Source organism: Nannocystis sp. (assembly GCF_016714285.1).
GTDB lineage: Bacteria > Myxococcota_A > Polyangia > Nannocystales > Nannocystaceae > Nannocystis.
Genome location: NZ_JADJNN010000004.1, coordinates 181044 through 200148 on the forward strand (window position 1 = coordinate 181044; position 19105 = coordinate 200148).

Consider the following 19105-nt stretch of genomic DNA (forward strand, 5'->3'; position numbering starts at 1 on the left):
GCGTCCACCCCCATGTCCGGGCCCGCGTCCACCCCGGTCCCGGAGCCCGCCCAGGCCCTGCGTCCCGAGGCGCTGCGGGGGGAAGTACCTGCCCGGGCCCGCGTCGTCGACTACGTGATCGACGCCCGCCTCGACGCCGAGCAGCACCGGATCACCGGCACCGTGCGGATCACCTGGCACAACACCAGCACCCGCGCCGTCGACCAGCTCCCGCTCCACCTCTACATGAACAGCTTTCGCGCCGAGGACACCGCGTGGATGAGCGAGGCTCGCGGCAGCCACCGCGGCGTGCAGCAGACCAAGGCCGGCGCCTGGGGCTACATCGACGTCACCGCCGCCCGCCTGCTCGGCCGCGGCCCGGGACCCGAGCTCGGCGAGCTCGAGACGGGCCGCGGCCCGGTCGTCCCGCTCACCGCCCGGGAAGGCGACGACCCCTCCGTCGGCAGCGTCCGCTTGCCCGCCGCGGTCCAGCCCGGCGAGCAAGTCGTCGTCGAGCTCGAGTTCCTCACCCAGCTGCCCGAGGTGTTCGCCCGCACCGGCTACGCCGACCAGTTCCACATCGCCGGCCAATGGTTCCCGAAGCTCGGCGTGCTGCAGCCGGACGGCGTCTGGCGGACCCACGTCTTCACCCTCAACGCCGAGTTCTACGCCGACTTCGGCGACTACGAGGTCCACCTCGACGTCCCCGAGGCGATGGTGGTCGGGGCGACCGGGATCCTCGTCGCCGCGGACCCACCCGCGGACGGCCGCAAGCGCCTGCACTACCGCGCCGAGATGGTCCACGACTTCGCGTGGGCCGCCGACCCGGCCTTCGTCGAGGCCTCCTCGACGTGGAAGGACGTACGGATCCGTCAGCTCCTCCAGCCAGAGCACCTCGCCGACGCCCCGCTCCACCTCGAGGCCCTGGTCGCCACCCTCGAGAGCATGGAGGCCCGCTTCGGCCCCTACCCCTGGTCGACGATCACGGTCGTCCACCCGCCCGAGCGGGCCAAGGGCGCCCAGGGCATGGAGTACCCGACCTTCTTCACCACCTCCGAGGTCGTCCACCCGCCCGCCTGGGTCGCCCTCTTCGGCCTCGAGGAGCGCTTCAGCGGCGTGTTCACCACCGTCCACGAGTTCGGCCACCAGTACTTCCAGGGCATGCTCGCCTCCGACGAGGCCGCCCAGCCCTGGCTCGACGAGGGCCTCAACACCACCAGCAACATGCTCACCCTCGCCGACTGGCACGGCGAGCAGCCATGGTTCGCCAAGATCGGCAATCAGCGCATCACCGTCGACGACTTCGTCCGCGGCACCGTCGACGGCGAGGTCCACCTTGACCCCGTCGACGCCCCCGCCGAGACCTACCGCGACGTCATCGGCAGCTACGGCGACGTCGTCTACCGCAAGACCGGCGCCATTCTCATGACCCTGCGAAACCTCGCCGGCCCCGCCCGCTTCGACGCCGCCTTCAAGTCCTACGCCCTCACCTGGCGCTTCCGTCACCCGACCGGCGCCGACCTCGTCGCCACCCTGCTCCGCGAGCTCGGCCCCACGCTGCAGCTCGCCGGCGCGGGTGACCGCGGCGACGACGGGGTCCGCCTCGACGTCGCCGACTTCCTCGAGCAGTCCCTGCACACCGTCAACGAGGTCGACTTCAGCCTCGAGGTCGTGAAGAACCGTCGCCGGGTCGGCGCGGCCGGCTGGCACCGCGATGAGCACGGCGCCCTCACCCTGAAGCCCGCCCCCGAGTCGAACGATCTGCCGGTCCGCGAGCTCGCCGACGCCGAGGTCGAGGCCGTGGTCGTGATCCACCGCAGCGGCGAGTTTCGCCTGCCGGTCGAGCTCGAGGTCGAGTTCGTCGACGGCACCCGCGAGCGCAGCACCTGGGCCGGCCAGGACCGCTACAAGATCTACACCTGGCCGGGCCGCCGGGTCCGCGCCGCTCGCATCGACCCCGACCACAAGCTGAGCCTCGAGTCGCGCCGCCTCGACAACCACCGCGCCGCCACCGACGCCGCGCGCAGCGACGGCCTCAGCCGCCCGGTCGGCGACCTCGCCGAGGCCGCCAGCCTCGCCCTGCTCGGAGGCCTCAGCCTGTGAGCGCGCTGCGTCGCGTCCTCGCCGCGCCCTGGCTGTGGCTCGCCCTCGCCGGCCTCCAACTCGCCCTCGCGGCCGGCGTCGCCGCGCCGCTGCGCGCCGTGCTGCGGGCCGCCATGGGCCCCTTCACGATCGGCGACGAGACCCAGCTGCTCGGCCCCCTGTTCGAGCTGCTCGCCCACAACCCGGCCGTCAGCGCCGCGCTGCTCGCCAGCCTCGCGGTGAGCGGCGCGCTCGGCCTCCTGCTCGCCCCGCTGCTCGCCGGCGCCGTCGTCTCGCGCCTCGCCGGCCCATGCAGCCCCGGCGAGCAGGCCCGCGTCAGCCTCGTGCAGTCCCCCGCGATGCTCGTGATCGCGATCTACGGCCTCATCCTGCGCGGCCTGCTGGCGCTCATCGCCGCCGCGCTCGGCACCCTGCACTTCGGACTCGAGATCGCCGCGATCGCGGCCAGCCTCGGCCTCTGCGCCCTCGTCGTCGACCTCGCCCGCGCCCGCGTCGTCCTGGACGGCGCCCGCGGCTTTCACCCTCGCACCTTCATCCGGGCCGTCGCCGAGGTCAGCCCCGGCCTGTGGCTGCGCTCCACCCTGCTCAGCGCGGCGCAATGGGGCGTCACCCTCGGCATCCTCCTGGCCGCCGTGCACGGCATGGGCACCGCGTGGGCGCCGTGGCTGATCCGCGGCCTCGCCGTGCTCGGCACCGGCTTCGGCCTGTGGCGGATCGCCGTCGCGGTCGAGCACACCCGCCGCTGAGCCCAGGCGATCCTCGCCGTCGGGCGCCGACGGTGCAGCCCGCTCAGAGCTCGAGCTCACGGCCCCGCCCGAGGTTGAGCCGACGGTGCAGCCTGATCAGAGCTCGAGCTCGCCCTGCCCTGGCGCGGGCAGCTCGAGGTTCAGGTGCCGCGCCGCCTTCGCCGTGGCGAGCCGTCCGCGGTGGGTCCGCAGCAGGAAGCCGCGCTGCAGCAGGAATGGTTCGACCACCCCCTCGAGCGTGTCACGCGGCTCGCCGAGGCTGGCCGCCAGCGCGTCGACCCCGACCGGCCCGCCGCGAAAATTCTCGACGATCATCGTCAGCATGCGGCGGTCGAGCGCGTCGAGCCCCGCCTCGTCGATGCCGAGCTCGTGCAGCGCCTGCTTCGTGTCGCGCAGCTCGATGCGCCGCGGTCCAGCCGCGACCTGGGCGAAGTCTCGCACGCGGCGGGTCAGGCGGTTGGCGATCCGCGGCGTGCCGCGGCTGCGCTGCCCGATCTCCAGCGCCGCCTCCTTGCTGATCGCAAAGCCCAGCAGCCCCGCCGTGCGCAGCACGATCGCCGCCAGCTCGTCGTCGCCGTAGAACTCGATGCCCTCGAGGATCTGGAAGCGGTCGCGCAGCGGCCCGCTGAGCAGCGCCGTCCGCGTCGTCGCCCCGACCAAGGTGAACGGCGCCAGCTCGAAGCCGATGGTCCGCGCGCGCGTCCCCTCGCCGACCGGCAGATCGATGCGTCCGTCCTCCATCGCCGAGTACAGGCTCTCCTCGACCGTCGGCGACAGACGGTGGATCTCGTCGATGAACAGCACATCGCGGGCCCCCAGCGCCGTCAGGTGCCCGGCCAGGATCCCCTTGTGCTCGATCGCCGGCCCCGAGGTCAGGTGCAGCTTGACCCCCAGCTCGTGCGCCAGGATGTGGGCCATCGTCGTCTTGCCGAGCCCCGGCGGCCCGTGCAGCAGGGTGTGGTCGAGCGGCTCATTGCGGCCCTGAGCCGCGCGCACGAACACCTCGAGCTTGCGCTTGAGCGCCGCCTGACCGATGTACTCGGCGAAGCGCTGCGGGCGGATCGTCGCCACCTCGGCCTCGCCCTGCTGCCGCGCCCCGCTGACCAGCGCCCGCTCCGGGCTGTCCTTTGGGTCAGGTCGATGCGGCTCCGTGGTCACCGCCCGCGCGGCCTTCGCGTCCGGTCGATGCGGCTCCGCGATCACGGCCCCCGCCTTCGCCGCTCTCGGCGCCCTCGGCGGCTTCTTCGGTCCCTGCGGCCCGTCGTCGTGCGGCACTCGCATCGCTACTCCCACTCGATCGTCGCCGGCGGCTTGCTGCTGATGTCGTAACACACGCGGTTGATCCCGCGGACCTCGTTGATGATGCGACGGCTCATCACGTCGAGCAGCTCGTAGGGCAGGCGCGCCCAGTCGGCCGTCATCGCGTCGGTGCTGGTCACCGCGCGGATCGCCAGCGCGTTCTCGTAGGTGCGGCCGTCGCCCATCACGCCGACGCTCTGGACCGGCAGCAGCACGCCGAACACCTGCCACAGCTCGCGGTAGAGCCCGGCCCGGCGCACCTCCTCGATCACGATCGCGTCGGCCTCGCGCAGCAGGTCGCAGCGCACCTGCGTCACCTCGCCGAGCACCCGCACCGCCAGGCCCGGGCCCGGGAAGGGGTGGCGCCACACCATGTCCTCCGGCAGCCCGAGCTCCGCGCCGAGCCGCCGCACCTCGTCCTTGAACAGCTCGCGCAGCGGCTCGACCACCCCCATGCGCATGCGCTCGGGCAGCCCGCCGACGTTGTGATGCGTCTTGATCGTGACCGACGCCCCGCGCAGGTTCACCGACTCGATCACGTCCGGATACAGCGTGCCCTGGACCAGGAAGTCGGCCCCGCCGAGCCGCTGCGCCTCGGCCTCGAACACGTCGATGAAGGCGGCGCCGATCCGCTTGCGCTTTAGCTCCGGGTCGATCACCCCCGCGAGCTCGCGATAAAACCGCTGACTCGCGTCCACCGTGACCAGCGGCTGGGCCAGGCGCCCCGCGAACAGGCGCTCGACCTCCGCCCGCTCGGCCTTCCGCAGCAGCCCGTTGTCGACGAAGATGCAGTGCAGGCGCGGCCCGATCGCCCGCTCGACCAGCAGCGCCGCCACCGACGAGTCGACCCCGCCCGACAGCCCGCACAGCACCGTCCCGGTCTCCCCGACGCGGGCCCGGATCTTGGCGACCGCCTCGTCGATGAACGCCGCGGTGCTCCAGTCGCCGCGGAAGCCAGCGGCCGCCAGGAACGCCGCCAGGACCGCCTCTCCGCCCTCGCTGTGCGTCACCTCGGGGTGAAACTGCACGCCCCACAAATTGCGCTGCGGGTGCCACACCGCCGCGAATTCGCAGTTCGCCGACCGCCCCACCGCGCGAAAGCCCGGCGGCAGCGCGGCCACCCGGTCCCCGTGCGACATCCACACCCGCAGCGACGCGCCCGCCGCGAAGCGTGCCAGCGGACCCTCCGCGAGCTCGACCTGCAGCTGCGCCGCCCCGTACTCGCGCTCCTTCGCCGCGACCACCTCGCCGCCGAGTCCGGCCACCAGCAGGTACAGCCCGTAGCAGATGCCGAGCACCGGCACCCCGAGCTGCAGCACCGCCGGGTCGAGCTGCGGCGCCCCCTCGTCGTACAGCGACGACGGCCCCCCGCTCAGGATGATCGCCCGCGGGTCGCGAGCGGCCAGCTGCGCCACCGGCGTGTGATACGGCAAGATCTCCGCGAACACCCCGAGCTCGCGCACCCGACGGGCGATGAGCTGGGTGACCTGAGATCCGAAGTCGAGAACGATGAGGGTCTGATGGGCCATGAATCCTCCGGGGGCCGACTGCACGCGCCTGCGCGACGCCTCACTCCACACGCTACTCGACGCGCCTCACTCGACGCGCCTCACTCGACGCGCCTCACTCGACGCGCCTCACTCCACGCGCCTCACTCCACACGGTAGTTCGGCGCCTCTTTGGTGATGATCACGTCGTGCACGTGGCTCTCGCGCAGCCCCTGGCTGGTGATGCGCCGCAGCTCCGCGTTGGCCTGCAGCTCTGCGATCGTGCGCGCCCCGCAGTAGCCCATGCCCGAGCGCAGCCCGCCGACCATCTGGTACAGCGAATCTGCGAGCGGCCCGCGGTAGGGCACGCGCCCCTCGATGCCCTCCGGCACCAGCTTGCGCTCGTCGCTGACCCCGCCCTGAAAGTAGCGGTCCTTGCTGCCCGCCTTCATCGCCCCGAGCGAGCCCATGCCGCGGTAGACCTTGTAGCTGCGCCCCTGGTAGAGCACGAGCTCGCCGGGCGCCTCGTCGGTCCCCGCGAACAGCGAGCCGACCATCACGCTGTCGGCCCCCGCCGCGAGCGCCTTGACCACGTCGCCCGAGTACTTGATCCCGCCGTCCGCGATGATCGGCACCCCGCGCCGGCGCGCCTCCGCGGCGCACTCGAGGATCGCCGAGATCTGCGGCACACCCACGCCCGCGACCACCCGCGTGGTGCAGATCGACCCCGGGCCGATCCCCAGCTTGACCCCGTCCGCGCCCGCGTCGCACAGCGCCGCGTAGCCGGCCGCGGTGGCGATGTTGCCGGCCACGATCTGCAGGTCGCGATACTCTGCGCGCAGCGCCCGAACCGCGTCGAGCACCCCCTTCGAGTGCCCGTGCGCCGTGTCGACCTGATCACGTCGACGTGCTCGGCCACCAGCGCCGCGACCCGGGCCTGCAGGTCCGCGCCGACGCCGACCGCCGCGCCGACCCGCAGGCGCCCCGAGCTGTCCTTGATCGCGTGCGGGTGCGACTGCGCGTTGAGGATGTCCTTGACCGTGATGAGCCCGAGCAGCTCGCCAGCCGGGTCGACGACCAGCAGCTTCTCGATGCGGTGCTTGTGCAACAGCTGGCGCGCCTCCTCGAGCGCGATCCCCTGCGGCACCGTGATCGGATCGCGCGTCATCACCCCGCCGACCAGCTGGTCGAGGTTGGTCTCGAAGCGCAGGTCGCGGCTCGTCAAGATGCCGACCGGCTTGCCCGCGCGCACCACCGGCAGCCCCGAGAAGCCGCACGCGTGCATCACCGCGAGCGCCTGACGCAGCGTGTGCTCCGGCGTGATCGTGACCGGATCGACCACCATCCCGCTCTCGGTCTTCTTGACCCGCCGCACCTCCTGGGCCTGCTGGTCGGGCGTCATGTTCTTGTGGATCACGCCCATGCCGCCGTGGCGGGCCATGCAGATCGCCGTCTGCGCCTCGGTCACCGTGTCCATCGCCGCCGACAGCAGCGGGATGTTCAGCGTGATCCCCCGCGACACCCGGCTGCCGACCTCCACCTGACCCGGCAGCACCTCGCTGTAGCGCGGCACCAGCAGCACGTCGTCGAAGGTCAGCGCTTCCTTGATCTCGGTCGCCATGCCGGCGGGAGTATCAAGGCCGCGTGTTCGCGCGACAAGCCGGCCGGTCTCGCCTCAGCGCCGTGCCGCGGCGCGTTCGCGTGCGTTAGCTCAGGCCCCGGTCCTCGCCCGCGCAACGGCCCCACACCGCGTCCGCGACGGCCACTGCCCGCGGCGAAGCTTCGTGGGCGCAGAATCAGATAACATCGGGCCCGGTCCGCGGGCCCGTCTGGCGTGTCAGTCATCAAGCCCATCGTGGCGGCGAGCTTCGCCGACCACATCGTTCAGGTGCTTTCGCCGCTCCTCGGCCCGCACACCGCCAAGCGCGCCCTGGCGATGATCTGCAAGAAGGCCGGCAAGGAGACCCACCAGCTCGGCCCCGGCGACCTGGCGGTCGCGCACGCCACCCTGCGACCGATGCTCCGCACGCTCATCGGCAACGACGTCACCGTCCGCGTGCTCGCCGATCTCGACGCCGGAGGCAACCCGTCATGAGCGAGGGATCCTTCGTGCTCCGCAGCGGCCTGCGCCCCGCCGTCGCCCTGCTGATCCTGGTCGCCGCCGTCGGCGGTCGGATCGCCCTCGACCTCCAGGTCAGCCCCGGCGCCGGCGAGCTGTGGCAGCGCGCCGTCGAGGTCTTCACCGCCGCTGTCACCGGCGCCGTCGTCCTCCACTTCGCCCGCGACGACCCGCCGCGCCTGCCCTGGTCGCTGTTCTTCGTCTCGATGATCATCGTCCCGATCGTCCGGCTCCTCAGCTACCTCCACGTCGAGCCCGGCGGCATCCCGCTCGCGTACCTCGTCATCATCGGCGGCAACTTCGTCCTCGTCGCCGCGATGCTGGCCTTCGGCCGCGTGCTCGGCAGCTCCGAGCTGCTGTCCGAGCGCACCCGCGACGACCGCGTGCGCGCCACCGCCGTCGTCGGCGTGCTCGCCGTCGGCGCCCTCGCCACGATCGCCTACAACACCTTCGAGGTCGCCGAGCGCGGCCTGCCCACCACCGTGGCCGGCTGGATCTCCGCCACCGCCAACGTCGTCAGCACCGTGTGCGACGCCATCGCCTTCGCCGGCAGCCTCTACCTCGTGTGGCTGGTGCGCCCGCTGATCGGCGGCCTGCTGGCGCGCCCCTACATCCTCATCGCCGCCGCCGCCGGGGTGTTCCTCGCCGTCGACATCCTGCTCGTCGCCGCCGGCGCGACCACCCAGACCGACCTCGTCGTCACCGGCCTGCGCACCCAGCTGCCCAAGTGGCTCGGCTGCCTCGCGTACGCCACCCTCGCCCTCGCCGCGAGCAGCCAGCTGGCCCTGCTCCGCGCGCTGCGACGCCGCTGATCTGCAGCGGCCTCTCCTTGCCCTCCGTGGCCCTCCTTGCCCCCCGTGGCCCTCCGCGGGCCTCCATTGGACCACCGTTCGCTCGCCGCCGCGGGCTCACCCCGGCGCCGTGAACAACTGCTCGAGGTAGGCCGCGGCCGGCCCGGCGCCGAAGATGCGGGCCAGTGCGTCGTGCTCGCGGCGGTTGCAGAGCTCGGCCCGGCACCACGCAGCCACCCGCTCCCGCGCCGCGGCGGCACGCGCCGGCGCCAACATCGGCCCCTCCGCGTAGACCTCCGGCAGCCGGGCGATGAAGTCCCGCACCGCCGCGAGCAGCGGCGCCTCGGCGCCTCGCTGCGCCCCGACGATCAGCGCCCGCGGCGAGAACACCCCCTGCGCGAAGCTCGGCACCCGGCGCGCGACCACCCCGTCCCCGATCGCCGCGTGCAGCTCGACCAGCGGCGCCGCCGCCCGCTCCTCCCACCGCAGATCGTCGATCGGCGCGAGGTCGACGGCGACCAGGCTAAGCGCCCCGGCGAGCCCGATCAGATCGACGCCGAGCACCGGCCCCCCGCTGCCGTCCGCCGGCATGCCGATCACCGTCACGCTGCACAGCCCGCCGTCCGCCCCGCAGATCGTCGCGCAGGTCAGCGACGCGAACGGTCCCCCCTGCTCGCGGCGCGTCTCGAGCCGCAGCGGCGCCCCACGCAGCTCGCCGTCCATCCGCGCCAGCTCGCCGGGCAGCGGCGCCGGTCGCAGCCCCAGCGTCGCCGACCACGCCCGCGTCGCCGCCAGCACCTCGCAAAGCCCCGCCTCGATCGCCACGCTCATCGCCTGCCCTCCCCCGCCTGCTCGCGCAGCGCCGCCACGACCTCGCCCCAGCCACGCGGGCGGCTGTCCGCCTGCGCCCGCAGCAGCCGGGCGATCAGCGACGCCAGCCCGCGCTCACTCGAGAGCCCCGACTCCGCCACCCGCGGCGGCGGCGGCCGACCGGTGAGCGCCGTGTAGAGCGCGACCCCGAGGCTGAACATGTCCCCGGCGACGCTCGCTGGGCCACCCTGGGCCCGCTCCGGCGCGCGATGCACGGCCCGTCCCGCGGCCTCGGTCGGCGCCGCGAAGTCGACGATCGTCACCCGGGCGTCGGCCCGCGCCACGAAGATCCGGTCGAGCCCGAGCTCCCCGTGCAGCACCCCGGCCGCGGCCGCGGCCGCCAGCGCCTCCGCGGCCGCGAGTCCGATCTGCGCGACCCGGCGGGTCGACAGCGGCCCGCTCCCGGCGACGAACTCCTCGAGCCCGACCCCGCCAAGATCCGCGAACGCCAGGAACGCCAGCCCCTGCGCCGCCCCGCTCGCCACCAGCGGGACGATCGCCGGGTGCACGAGCCGGGCGTAGGCCGCCGCCTGGACCGCGAGCTCACCGTCGTCGCGGCGCAGCTTGAGCAGCACCGGCCCCGCCCCGCCGAGCGCGCGGTACATCGCTGTCACCTCGCCGCCGCGCAGCCGCATGAGCAGACGGTAGCCGGCGACGCTCTCACCAGCCGCCGGCAGCCCCATCGCGGCCAGCCGCTCCGGCGGGGGCGGCAACCCCGGCGAGGGCGACAGCGCCGCGTCGACCGCCGCGCGCACCCTCGACGAGTGCGCCGCGCTCGCGCCCGGCGAACCCGTCCAGCGCAGGCCGAGCTGAGACCGGTCCGCCCCGCCCTGCTTCTCCTCCTCCGCCGTGTCGACGCCCGGTCGGTCGGTGTCCCCCGCCACAGACAACCTGTCCCCCGGGACAGCCGACATGTCCCCCGGGACAGCCACCACCGACCTGTCCCCCGGGACATCCGGCCTGTCCCCCGGGACAGCCACCGCTGGCCTGTCCCCCGGGACAGCCGGCCTGTCCGCCGAGACAGCCACCGCCGGCCTGTCCCTTCGGACACTCGGACTCTCACCACCGCTCGCAGCCGGGTCCCGCGAGACCTCCGCCCGCTCCCCCGCCCCATCGAGGCCCACCCCGCGAAACAGCCCGACCAGCGCCGCCGACTCGATCCGCAGGTAGCCCTTGATCGCGGCCGAGATCGTCCCGACCCCGGCCGCGTCGAGCACCCCGAGCTCGACCAGGTGCCGCAGCAGCGGCCGCTCCGGCGTCCACCCCACGAGCCACGCGTCGAGCCGACTCGCCGGCAGCAGGCCCGGCCCCACGAGGTTGCGACGGAGCCACTCGAGCTCAGCCATCGCCCGCCTCCCCATCCTCCGCATCCTCGACGATCAAGCGCCGCAGCCGCGCCGGACCCGGCCCTGGCGTGACCGCATAGCAGTCGACCGGCAGCGGCCCGTGATCGATCACCGTCAGCCCGTCCGCCACGAGCCCCAGCAGCGCCGCCCCGCGCTCATCGCCGCAGACGATCAGCGCCGCCTCGTCGCGCCGCACCAGCGCATACACCGGGGCTGGCGCGCGCAGCACCTGCACCCGCACCCCCGCGCCCACGCGCGCGACCAGCAGCAGCGTGTGCGCCCCGTGCAGCCCCAGCAGCGCGGCCTCGTGATCCAGCGTGACCCCCGTCAGCGGCGCGTCCGGCCCGAGCAGCGGCCGCCACTCGTCGGGCAGGGGCACCCGCGCCCCCGCCTGTCCGCCCGCGAGATCGCTGACGACCAGCCGCTCGCCGCGGAGCAACCACGCCGCCCCGCGCCGACGCGAGGCCACGAAGCCCAGCAGATCGTCCTCGACCGCGAGCAAGGTCGTCGCGCGGCCGTCGAGTCCGACGATGCGGCGATCGCAAGCCACGATCGCCGTCGCCTCGTCGGCCTCGTGGATGAAGCGACGCCCCCGCGTCACCCGACACACCGGCGCCAGCCGGGACGTCTCGCGACAAACTCGCAACACCTCGCCACCCGCCAGCAGGTGCATCGCGCCGTCGGCCGTGCGCCCGACGTCGAAGGCACCCGGCAGCCCCGCCAGCGCCAGCACCAGCGCCTCGCAGCCCGGGAAGCGCCGCCCCGGGTCCGGGTCGAGCAGGCGAGCGACCACCGCCATCAGCCCCGACGCGCAGCCCGGCTGCAGCCGGAACGCGCTGCGACCCGCCAGCTCCGGCCGCGCCCCGAGCAGCAGCTCGAGCGCCACCACCCCGAGCGAGTACTGGTCCGACGCCGCGTCCGCGACCCCGAGCGCCACCTCCGGCGCCATGTACGGCAGCGAGCCCGCCAGCGATCGCAGCGCCGCCCCGCGGGCCAGGAAGCGCCCCGCCCCGAAGTCGGTCAGCGCCCACGGCGGCTCCCCCACCTGCGTCAACGCCAGGATGTTCTCCGGCTTCACGTCGCGGTGGACCACCCCGTGCGCGTGCGCGTGGTCCAGCGCCGCCGCCATCGCGAGCAGCAGACCTCGCACTTCCTCCTCGGTGAAGCGCCGCCCGCTGGCCAACGCCCGCCGCAGCGAGCCGCCCATCGCCCGCGGAAACACCAGCACCGACAGCCCGAAGCCCGCGTCGTGGCCGACGTCGAGGCAGGGCACGATGTGCGGGTGCACGAGCCGCAGCGCCAGCCGCATCTCGTCGACCCACGCCGCGTAGTTGTCGTTCGCCCCGTCGAAGAACTTGACCGCCACCGCCCGCCCCGTGCGCGGGTCGGTCGCCGCGACGACGGTGCCGAGCGAGCCCGCCGCCAGCCGCTCGCCCAGCACGTAGCGCCCGAGCACCGTGTCGCCCTCCAGCTCGGCCACCGCGGCCCCCTCAGGTCGGCAGCGCGCCCGAGAGCGCCTTGACGATCGCGCTGTGCACCTGCTTGTTGGCCCGCATCCCCTCGACCCGGCGCGCCACCTCGGTCGCGGCGACGATGAAGGTCGTCCCCTCGCGGTCCCCGAGGCGCAGGTCGCCGGTCTGCACGCTGCGCATCTCGGCGTCGCAAAAGCCCGAGAAGAACCCGCACAAGATCCCCGCGAACATGTCGTCGCCGACGTGCCCGCTCGGCCCGATGTCCTGCATCGGCGAGTCGATCAGCCGGATCGCCAGGAAGCCGTGCTGACCCTGGTCCCAGTCGACCTCCAGCCGCCCGAGCCCACAGCCATGCCACAGGTCGCGGACCAGCAGGTCGAACTCCGCCATGCTGCGGTCGCGCAGCGAGACCCCCGCGTACTGCCCGAGCTCCGCCTCGAAGCGGCGCGCCATCCGACGCCCGAAGAACTCGCCGCAGCGCCGCAGCACCAGCGCCGCCGCCGGCCCCGTCTCGTGCTCACACGCGGTCACGAAGCCGCGCAGGAAGTCGTCGCTCACGGCGATCATCCGCGTGCCCCCGCGGCTGCGGATCACCCCCGCCTTGACGTCCAGCTTCACGAACTCCGGGCTCGTGAAGTAGTTGAGGTTGCGCCGCTCGTTCATGTCGCCGCCTCGGTCTTGCCCGGCAACACCGCCACGCAGCGCTCGAGGTAGGGCCGCAGCAGCTCGCTCACCGCTGGCGGCAGCTCGCGCGCCGCCGCCTTCATCATCGCCTTGTAGGTGTCCTCGATGAACTGCGGCGCCAGCCCGACCCCGCGCAGGATCGTCGACATCCACGTCAGCAGGCTGTCCTCGAGGTACTGCAGGTCGTCCCGCAGCAGCGCCTGCGCGCAGTAGCGGAGCACCAGCGAGAGATCGCGGACCCCGCTGGTGCGGATGCCCTTGTAGAACTTCTCGACGTTCGGGTACGCGGCCAGCACCTCGTCGAGGGTCTGCCCCACGATCGCCTCCTCCGCCGCCCGGATCGCCTCGAGCGCGGCCAATCGCGTCTCGACCTGCTCGGCCCAGCCGCGCAGCAGCGCCTGCTCCGCCCGGGTCGGGTAACGCCCCTCACTCGCCGTCAACATCGCCTGGATCTCGTGGTTCATCGCGGTCTCTCCAGTCCTTTCAATCCCACTCGAAGCCGTCGAAGGCGTTGGGCAGGCGCAGCGCCTCGATGCCGGTGGTCGGCGCCTCGCGGCGACGGATCAACCCCGGCGAGGTGATCGCCAGGAAGAAGCGCTCCACTGACGCCGCCTGCCAGCGCGTGAAGTCGATCGTCAGCCCCGCCGGCGTCGCCGACACCAGCCGACCAAAGAAACGCCGCACGCTGCTCTCCCCGAGCGGCGAGGCCAGCAGCCCACTCGCGCCCTCGACCCGGGCCGCCGCCGACGGCGCAACGACCGTCACCGCGGGCGTCCGCGGGGCCGCCGGCGTCACCGTCACGGGTGCCGCCGCGGGCGCCGACGGGGCCACAGCTGCCACCGCCTCGGGCACCACCGCCACAGGCGCCGGCCGGACCGCGACCGCGGGCGCCACCGCGACCGCGGGCGCCACCGCGGGCGCCGCGACCGCGGGCGCCGCGACCGCGGGCGCCGCCAAAGCCATCACGTCCTCGACCTCCTCGATGATCGCCAGCTCGGGCACGGCGACCGCCGCGGCAGGCCGCCCCCCCGCGACCGTGGCTGTCTCTCGGGACAGCTCACGCGCCGCTGGCAACGCCGCCGGACGGTCCGCAAACAGCCGTCTGAGCAGCGCCGAGAAGCGGCGCACGAGTCCATCAAGCCAGGCAAACACGCGCATGATCGGCGGCCAAGCTAGCAAGCGTGTCCACGTCGTGACGGCCAAATTGCCGTGGACGGCTCTCCCTGGCCTCACGCGCGTTACGCCGGTCAGTTGACCGTACAAGTGACCAGATACTGATCCCAGATCAGCCCCACAGATCAGCCCACAGATCAGCCCCACAGAACAACCCCACAGATCACCTGTCAGTCACCCATCAGCGACCGCGACCAGTCACCCATCAGAGACCGCGATCAGTCACCAATCAGAGACCGCAATCAGGCGCCGACGCTCAGCCCATGCTCAGCGAACGCGTCCGCATCTCCGCGAGGTCGACGTCGACCTGCGAGAGCTCGCGAATCCGCGAGCGCGTGATGATCTTCCCCGCCTCGATCAAGACCCGACCGTCGACCGGGTGCAGCACTCGCTCCTCCGCGCGCCGCCCGACCAGGCTCTCGAGGTCCTTCGTCGCCGTCAGGTAGCGCCCGCCCGGCAAGCCCACGATCACGCCGTCACCCGAGACCTTGGCCTGGCAGGCCAGCCGCGAGCTCGGCCGCTTGTCGCTCAGCATGCGCAGCGCCAGCTGCTCGCGCGGCGTCCGCGGCGACAGGTGCTCCGCGCCCGCCTGCACATACACGTGGCAGGTCGCGCACAGCCCCTTGCCCCCGCACGCCATCAACACCGGCGTGCCCGCGGCGACCAGGACATCGAGCAGACGCTTGTGGGTCTGCACGTCGATCGGATCCACCAACCCCTCGATCGCTACGCGCTTCATGGCGACCATTACCTTGCCAGCACCCAGCCCCTGCACGCGCGCGACGTCGCAGGCATGCATCGTGCGTTGACGCCGGAACGGTCACGCCCCGCATTCTTCACCTTCGCCCATATGCTGGTCGCCGAGGCCCCCATGACCCTGCCGAAGGTCAGCATCAACGCAGACCAGCCCTCCACCACGCTCCACAATTATTACGAGGCGCACAAGTTCCTCCGCCGCGAGGCCCCCGGCCGCCTCGTCAACGCCCTCGGCCAGCGCACCATGCTCGTCAGCGAGGACTTCATCGTCGGCTACCAGGTCGCGCTCGAGGAGGAGGTCGGCGACGCCGCGGGTGAGATCATGTACCGCTGCGGCTTCGAGTGGGGCCGCCAGGACATCACCGGCTTCGAGACCCGCTTCACCGCCGAGTTCGGCTTCGGCCCCGGCGACGCCAAGTTCGGCATGATGCTCGAGACCTGGTGGTGGCCGCTGCAGGCCGCCGGCTGGGGCGCCTGGCGCTACGACCTCTCGCACCGCAAGGAGGGCCTCGTCTTCATCGACCTGTTCGACTCCGCCGTCGCCCGCAGCATCGGCAACGTCGGCAAGGTCGTGTGCCACTACTACGCCGGCATGTTCGCCGCCGTGTTCGGCCACCTCGCCCGCCGCGAGCTCAGCGGCATCGAGATCCAGTGCTATTCGATGGGCGAGGACCACTGCAAGTTCCTCATCGGCTCGTCCAAGCGCATCAACGCCGCCCAGTTCTGGGTCGCCGAGGGCGCCACCGCCACCGAGGTCATGTCCCGCCTGTGACCCCCACCGTCCACAGCACGCCCGAGCCCATCGCTCCTCGCGTCACCCATCAGGTCACCATGCCGCGGGCCACCCACCCGGTCACCCACCCGGCCACCCACCCGGTCACCCACCCGGTCACCCACCTGGCCACCGACCTGGCCACCCATGACACCGCCCTGGGCCTGGCCACCGCCCTGCGCGAGGGCACCCGCGACGCCCACCGCGACGCCGAGCGCGGCCCCTTCGTGCACGCGCTGATCCGCGGCCAGCTCGCCCGCGCGACCTACCTCGACTACCTGCGCGCCCTCGAGACGATCTACGCCGCCCTCGAGGCCAGCCTCGCCCGCCACGCCGATCACCCGATCGTCGGCCCGCTCGCCCGCCCCGAGCTCCTGCGCCGCCCCGCGATCGCCCGCGACCTCGCCACCCTCGGCGCCGCCACCCAGCCGCCCGTCGCGGCCGCCCGCGCCTACGCCGATCGCCTGCACACACTCGCCGACCACCACCCGGCCCTGCTCGTCGCCCACGCCTACACCCGCTACCTGGGCGACCTCTCGGGCGGCCAGCTCCTGCGCCGCGGCGCAGCGCGAACCCTCGGCACGGGCCCCGAGGGCCCCGGCCTCGAGTTCTACGACTTCCCCGAGATCGCCGACCCAGGCGCCTACAAGCGCGAGCTGCGGGCCTGCCTCGACGCCCTCCCCGTCGACGCCGCCACCGCCGCAGCGATCGTCGACGAAGCCCGCCGCGCCTTCACCGACACCGCCTCCGTCTTCGCCGCCCTCGCCGCGAGCGAGTGAGCCTCCAACCTGTCCCCGCGGACAGCCCCCGCTCAGCCCGCCTTGCGCCCCGTACGCCCCGCCGGCGCCTCGGCCAGCGCCGTCAGCTCGGCCAGCGCCGCCAGGCACACCCGCAGCTGCGTGCGCCGGTCCGGCCCATTCGGCTCGGGCACCGTCGTCGTCACCCGCTCGCCGCCCTCGAGGCGAAACTTCCCGCCGGTGCGCGCCGACAGCCGCGCCGCCACCTCGGCCTGCAGCGGCGTCTCCGGCCCGAGCCGGACCCCCAGCTTCGCGCCGCGCAGCTCGAGCGCCAGCGCCCCGAGCCGCCGCCCGTAGGTCTTGCACGCCATCAGCAGCCCGAGGTGCTCCGCCTCGAGCGGCGGGTCGCCGAAGCGGTCGACCAGCTCCGCGATCACGTCCTCCACCTGGTCGCGGTCACGCGCCGCCGACAGCCGGCGATAGAAGTCGAGGCGCTGCCCGACCTCCGCCACGTAGGTCTCGGGCAAGTACGCCGGCGCGTCGAACACCATCTCCGGGTCGCTCTCGCGGGTGATCGGCTCGCCGCGCAGCTCGGCCACCGCCTCGTGCAAGATCCGCGCGTAGGCGTCGAAGCCGATCGCCTGGATCTGCCCGCTCTGGCGCCCCCCGAGCAATTCCCCCGCGCCGCGGATCTCGAGGTCGTGGACCGCCACCCCGAAGCCCGAGCCGAGCTCGCTGTGCCGCTGCACCGCCTCGAGCCGGCGCCGCGCCTCCGGCGACAGCCGCTCGAGCGCCTGCACCATCAAGTAGCAGTGCGCCCGCTGTCGGCTGCGCCCGACCCGTCCGCGCAGCTGGTAGATCTGGGCCAACCCGAACTGCTCCGCGTGGGCGATGAACATCGTGTTGGCGCGCGGGATGTCGAGCCCGCTCTCGATGATCGCCGTCGACACCAGCACGTCCGCCCGGTGCTCCACGAAGTCGACCATGGTCCGCTCGAGCAGCTCGTCCGGCACCTGGCCGTGGGCCACCAGCACCCGCGCGTGCGGCACCAGCTGGCGGATGCGGTTGGCGTGCTCCTCGATCCCGAGGATCCGCGGCACCACGTAGAACACCTGCCCGCCGCGGGCCAGCTCGCGCGTCACCCCCTCCTCGAGCACCGCGTCGCTGATCCGCGTGATGTACGTGCGCACCGCCAGGCGATCGACCGGCGGGGTGCGGATCATGCTGATCTCGCGCAGCCCCAGCAGCGACATGTGCAGGGTCCGCGGGATCGGCGTCGCCGACAAGGTCAGCACGTCGACCTGCGCCTTGAACTTCTTGAAGCGCTCCTTCTGCGCCACCCCGAAGCGCTGCTCCTCGTCGATCACCAGCAGCCCGAGGTCCTTGAAGCGCACGTCGCGTCCGAGCATTCGGTGCGTGCCGATCACGATGTCGACCGCCCCGCTGCGCACCGCCTCCACGATCTGCTTCTGCTGGCGATCGCTGGCGAAGCGGTTGAGGCACGCGACCTTGATCGGGAACGGCGCCATCCGGTCGCTGAAGGTGAGGAAGTGCTGCTGCACCAGCACCGTCGTCGGCGCCAGCACGGCCACCTGCTTGCCCGCCATCGCCACCCGGAACGCCGCGCGCAGGGCCACCTCGGTCTTGCCGAAGCCGACGTCGCCGCAGACCAGCCGGTCCATCGGCCGCGCCCGCGACAGGTCGCCGTGCACCGCCGCGATCACCTCCGCCTGGTCGGCCGTCTCGGCGAAAGGGAAGGTGTCCGCGAAGGCGTCCATCTCGGCCCGCAGCAGCGGGTACGCGACCCCCGGCTGCGACTCGCGCTGGGCGTAGATCTGCAGCAGCTCCTCCGCCATCTGCCGCACCTCCTGCTTGACCTTGCCGGCCTTGACCAGGAAGGTGCTGCCCCCCATCCGGTCGAGCTTCGGCGGCTTGCCCTCCGCCGCCACGTAGCGCTCGATCTCATGCAGGCGATAGACCGGCAGGTACAGCTTGTCGCCGCCCGCGTACTCGAGCTGCACGTAATCCCCCGGCACCCCGCGCAGCTCGAGCTGCACGAGCCCGTTGTAACGCCCGACACCGTGGGTCACGTGGACGATGAAGTCGCCGACCCCCAGCTGCGACAGGCTCGCCAGCCCCGTGCGCCGCCGGCTCTGGGCCCGCCGCGTCGCCTTGCCGAAGATGTCGGCCTCGGCCAGCACCAGCACCCGGTCGGCCGGGCTGGCGAAGCCCTCGCTGAGCTCGCCGACCGCGATCTCCAGCCGCGTCTCGCCGCCCTCCGGCGCGCGCAGCCCCGGCGCCTCGCCGGCCGGCACCGCCGCGATCGAAAGCCCGTAGTCCGCCAGCACCCCGCGCAGCCGCTCGACCTGCGTCTGCCCCGGCACCACCAGCAGCACCGTCCACGGCGCCAGCGCGGCCAGGCTCGCCGTCGCCGTCCCGCCCGCCGGGGCCGACAGCTCGCGGATGCGCTCGACCAGCGGCCGCAGCAGCTCCCCCCCGCGCTCGGCCCGGGCCGCCTCCAGCTGCGTGCGCAGCACCTTGTGCCGCTCGAGCGAGAGCCACACGATCGGCCGGTCGCCGGGGATCCCCAGCCGCGCCGCGTCCTCCGACCTGTCCCCCGGGACAGCTCCATCCGACCTGTCCCCGGGCCAGTCGCTCTCTCCCCCGAACCAACCGACCTGTCCCCGGAGCCAGCCGACCTGTCCCCAGAGCCAGCCTCGTCCGCGCCCTCCCCCGCGTCGGCGAAGGCCAGCCGGGTCGCGACCACCGGC

Annotated in this window: 16 protein-coding genes and 1 pseudogene; 6 read left to right on the forward strand and 11 right to left on the reverse strand. The window is 73.3% G+C overall.

Features of this window, described 5'->3' with window-relative positions:
• Positions 1–12 precede the first annotated feature (12 nt).
• A complete protein-coding gene (locus IPJ59_RS11710; RefSeq protein ID WP_293271573.1) occupies positions 13–2082 on the forward strand; it encodes a M1 family metallopeptidase in 2070 nt (689 codons plus the stop codon).
• The gene (locus IPJ59_RS11715; protein ID WP_293271575.1) at positions 2079–2828 is read left to right on the forward strand and encodes a hypothetical protein; all 750 of its coding nucleotides are present in this window, start codon (positions 2079–2081) and stop codon (positions 2826–2828) included. Before IPJ59_RS11710 ends, IPJ59_RS11715 begins: the two co-directional genes overlap by 4 nt.
• A gap of 96 nt (positions 2829–2924) precedes the next feature.
• On the opposite strand, the gene ruvB is transcribed toward IPJ59_RS11715, so the two are convergent.
• The 3 genes and pseudogenes from ruvB to guaB form a co-directional block, all read right to left on the reverse strand.
• Positions 2925–4109 (reverse strand): Holliday junction branch migration DNA helicase RuvB, encoded by a 1185-nt coding sequence (gene ruvB, locus IPJ59_RS11720; protein WP_293255979.1) that lies wholly within the window; start codon positions 4107–4109, stop codon positions 2925–2927.
• Between the two features lie 2 nt (positions 4110–4111).
• Positions 4112–5656, reverse strand: a complete 1545-nt coding sequence (gene guaA, locus IPJ59_RS11725; protein WP_293255976.1) for a glutamine-hydrolyzing GMP synthase — start codon at positions 5654–5656, stop codon at positions 4112–4114.
• 122 nt (positions 5657–5778) lie between these two features.
• Positions 5779–7235: pseudogene (gene guaB, locus IPJ59_RS37720) on the reverse strand (IMP dehydrogenase).
• Positions 7236–7448: 213 nt separating this feature from the next.
• On the opposite strand from guaB, the gene IPJ59_RS11740 reads away from it, so the two are divergent.
• Together IPJ59_RS11740 and IPJ59_RS11745 are read left to right on the forward strand one after the other, a co-directional pair.
• Complete coding sequence (locus IPJ59_RS11740; RefSeq protein ID WP_293255971.1) at positions 7449–7709, forward strand: hypothetical protein; 261 nt, start codon at positions 7449–7451, stop codon at positions 7707–7709.
• Positions 7706–8545 (forward strand): hypothetical protein, encoded by an 840-nt coding sequence (locus IPJ59_RS11745; protein ID WP_293255968.1) that lies wholly within the window; start codon positions 7706–7708, stop codon positions 8543–8545. The genes IPJ59_RS11740 and IPJ59_RS11745 overlap by 4 nt, the downstream gene beginning before the upstream one ends.
• A 96-nt stretch (positions 8546–8641) precedes the next feature.
• On the opposite strand, the gene IPJ59_RS11750 is transcribed toward IPJ59_RS11745, so the two are convergent.
• The 7 genes from IPJ59_RS11750 to IPJ59_RS11780 form a co-directional block, all read right to left on the reverse strand.
• Positions 8642–9355 (reverse strand): hypothetical protein, encoded by a 714-nt coding sequence (locus tag IPJ59_RS11750; protein WP_293255966.1) that lies wholly within the window; start codon positions 9353–9355, stop codon positions 8642–8644.
• Positions 9352–10740 (reverse strand): protein kinase family protein, encoded by a 1389-nt coding sequence (locus IPJ59_RS11755; protein WP_293271579.1) that lies wholly within the window; start codon positions 10738–10740, stop codon positions 9352–9354. The genes IPJ59_RS11750 and IPJ59_RS11755 overlap by 4 nt, the downstream gene beginning before the upstream one ends.
• Positions 10733–12220: a serine/threonine-protein kinase gene (locus tag IPJ59_RS11760; protein WP_293271581.1), complete on the reverse strand. Its 1488-nt coding sequence runs from the start codon at positions 12218–12220 to the stop codon at positions 10733–10735. The genes IPJ59_RS11755 and IPJ59_RS11760 overlap by 8 nt, the downstream gene beginning before the upstream one ends.
• 10 nt (positions 12221–12230) lie before the next feature.
• The gene (locus tag IPJ59_RS11765; protein ID WP_293271583.1) at positions 12231–12875 is read right to left on the reverse strand and encodes a hypothetical protein; all 645 of its coding nucleotides are present in this window, start codon (positions 12873–12875) and stop codon (positions 12231–12233) included.
• Positions 12872–13360 carry a globin family protein gene (locus tag IPJ59_RS11770; protein WP_293271585.1) on the reverse strand — a complete coding sequence of 163 codons (489 nt, stop codon included), beginning with the start codon at positions 13358–13360 and terminating at the stop codon, positions 12872–12874. The genes IPJ59_RS11765 and IPJ59_RS11770 overlap by 4 nt, the downstream gene beginning before the upstream one ends.
• A 19-nt stretch (positions 13361–13379) precedes the next feature.
• Positions 13380–14054, reverse strand: a complete 675-nt coding sequence (locus IPJ59_RS11775; protein WP_293271587.1) for a hypothetical protein — start codon at positions 14052–14054, stop codon at positions 13380–13382.
• 271 nt (positions 14055–14325) lie between these two features.
• Entirely contained in the window at positions 14326–14808 is a 483-nt protein-coding gene (locus IPJ59_RS11780; protein ID WP_293271589.1) for a 2Fe-2S iron-sulfur cluster-binding protein, read from the reverse strand.
• Between the two features lie 132 nt (positions 14809–14940).
• Between IPJ59_RS11780 and IPJ59_RS11785 the strand changes: the two genes are divergently transcribed.
• On the forward strand, positions 14941–15597 hold the full coding sequence (locus tag IPJ59_RS11785; RefSeq protein WP_293255942.1) for a V4R domain-containing protein: 657 nt from the start codon (positions 14941–14943) through the stop codon (positions 15595–15597).
• Positions 15594–16376, forward strand: a complete 783-nt coding sequence (locus IPJ59_RS11790; protein ID WP_293271591.1) for a biliverdin-producing heme oxygenase — start codon at positions 15594–15596, stop codon at positions 16374–16376. Before IPJ59_RS11785 ends, IPJ59_RS11790 begins: the two co-directional genes overlap by 4 nt.
• Positions 16377–16408: 32 nt before the next feature.
• Here the strand turns inward: IPJ59_RS11790 and mfd are convergent, their stop codons facing one another.
• On the reverse strand, positions 16409–18898 hold the full coding sequence (gene mfd, locus IPJ59_RS11795; protein ID WP_293271593.1) for a transcription-repair coupling factor: 2490 nt from the start codon (positions 18896–18898) through the stop codon (positions 16409–16411).
• Between the last annotated feature and the right edge of the window lie 207 nt (positions 18899–19105).

What these genes read in the sequence shown, in the direction of transcription:
- IPJ59_RS11710 (WP_293271573.1), top strand. Translation starts at nt 13, where the DNA reads ATGTCCGGGCCCGCGTCCACCCCGGTCCCGGAGCCCGCCCAGGCCCTG.
- ruvB (WP_293255979.1), bottom strand. Translation starts at nt 4,109, where the DNA reads ATGCGAGTGCCGCACGACGACGGGCCGCAGGGACCGAAGAAGCCGCCG.
- guaA (WP_293255976.1), bottom strand. Translation starts at nt 5,656, where the DNA reads ATGGCCCATCAGACCCTCATCGTTCTCGACTTCGGATCTCAGGTCACC.
- IPJ59_RS11745 (WP_293255968.1), top strand. Translation starts at nt 7,706, where the DNA reads ATGAGCGAGGGATCCTTCGTGCTCCGCAGCGGCCTGCGCCCCGCCGTC.
- IPJ59_RS11750 (WP_293255966.1), bottom strand. Translation starts at nt 9,355, where the DNA reads ATGAGCGTGGCGATCGAGGCGGGGCTTTGCGAGGTGCTGGCGGCGACG.
- IPJ59_RS11755 (WP_293271579.1), bottom strand. Translation starts at nt 10,740, where the DNA reads ATGGCTGAGCTCGAGTGGCTCCGTCGCAACCTCGTGGGGCCGGGCCTG.
- IPJ59_RS11765 (WP_293271583.1), bottom strand. Translation starts at nt 12,875, where the DNA reads ATGAACGAGCGGCGCAACCTCAACTACTTCACGAGCCCGGAGTTCGTG.
- IPJ59_RS11770 (WP_293271585.1), bottom strand. Translation starts at nt 13,360, where the DNA reads ATGAACCACGAGATCCAGGCGATGTTGACGGCGAGTGAGGGGCGTTAC.
- IPJ59_RS11775 (WP_293271587.1), bottom strand. Translation starts at nt 14,054, where the DNA reads ATGCGCGTGTTTGCCTGGCTTGATGGACTCGTGCGCCGCTTCTCGGCG.
- IPJ59_RS11780 (WP_293271589.1), bottom strand. Translation starts at nt 14,808, where the DNA reads ATGAAGCGCGTAGCGATCGAGGGGTTGGTGGATCCGATCGACGTGCAG.
- IPJ59_RS11785 (WP_293255942.1), top strand. Translation starts at nt 14,941, where the DNA reads ATGACCCTGCCGAAGGTCAGCATCAACGCAGACCAGCCCTCCACCACG.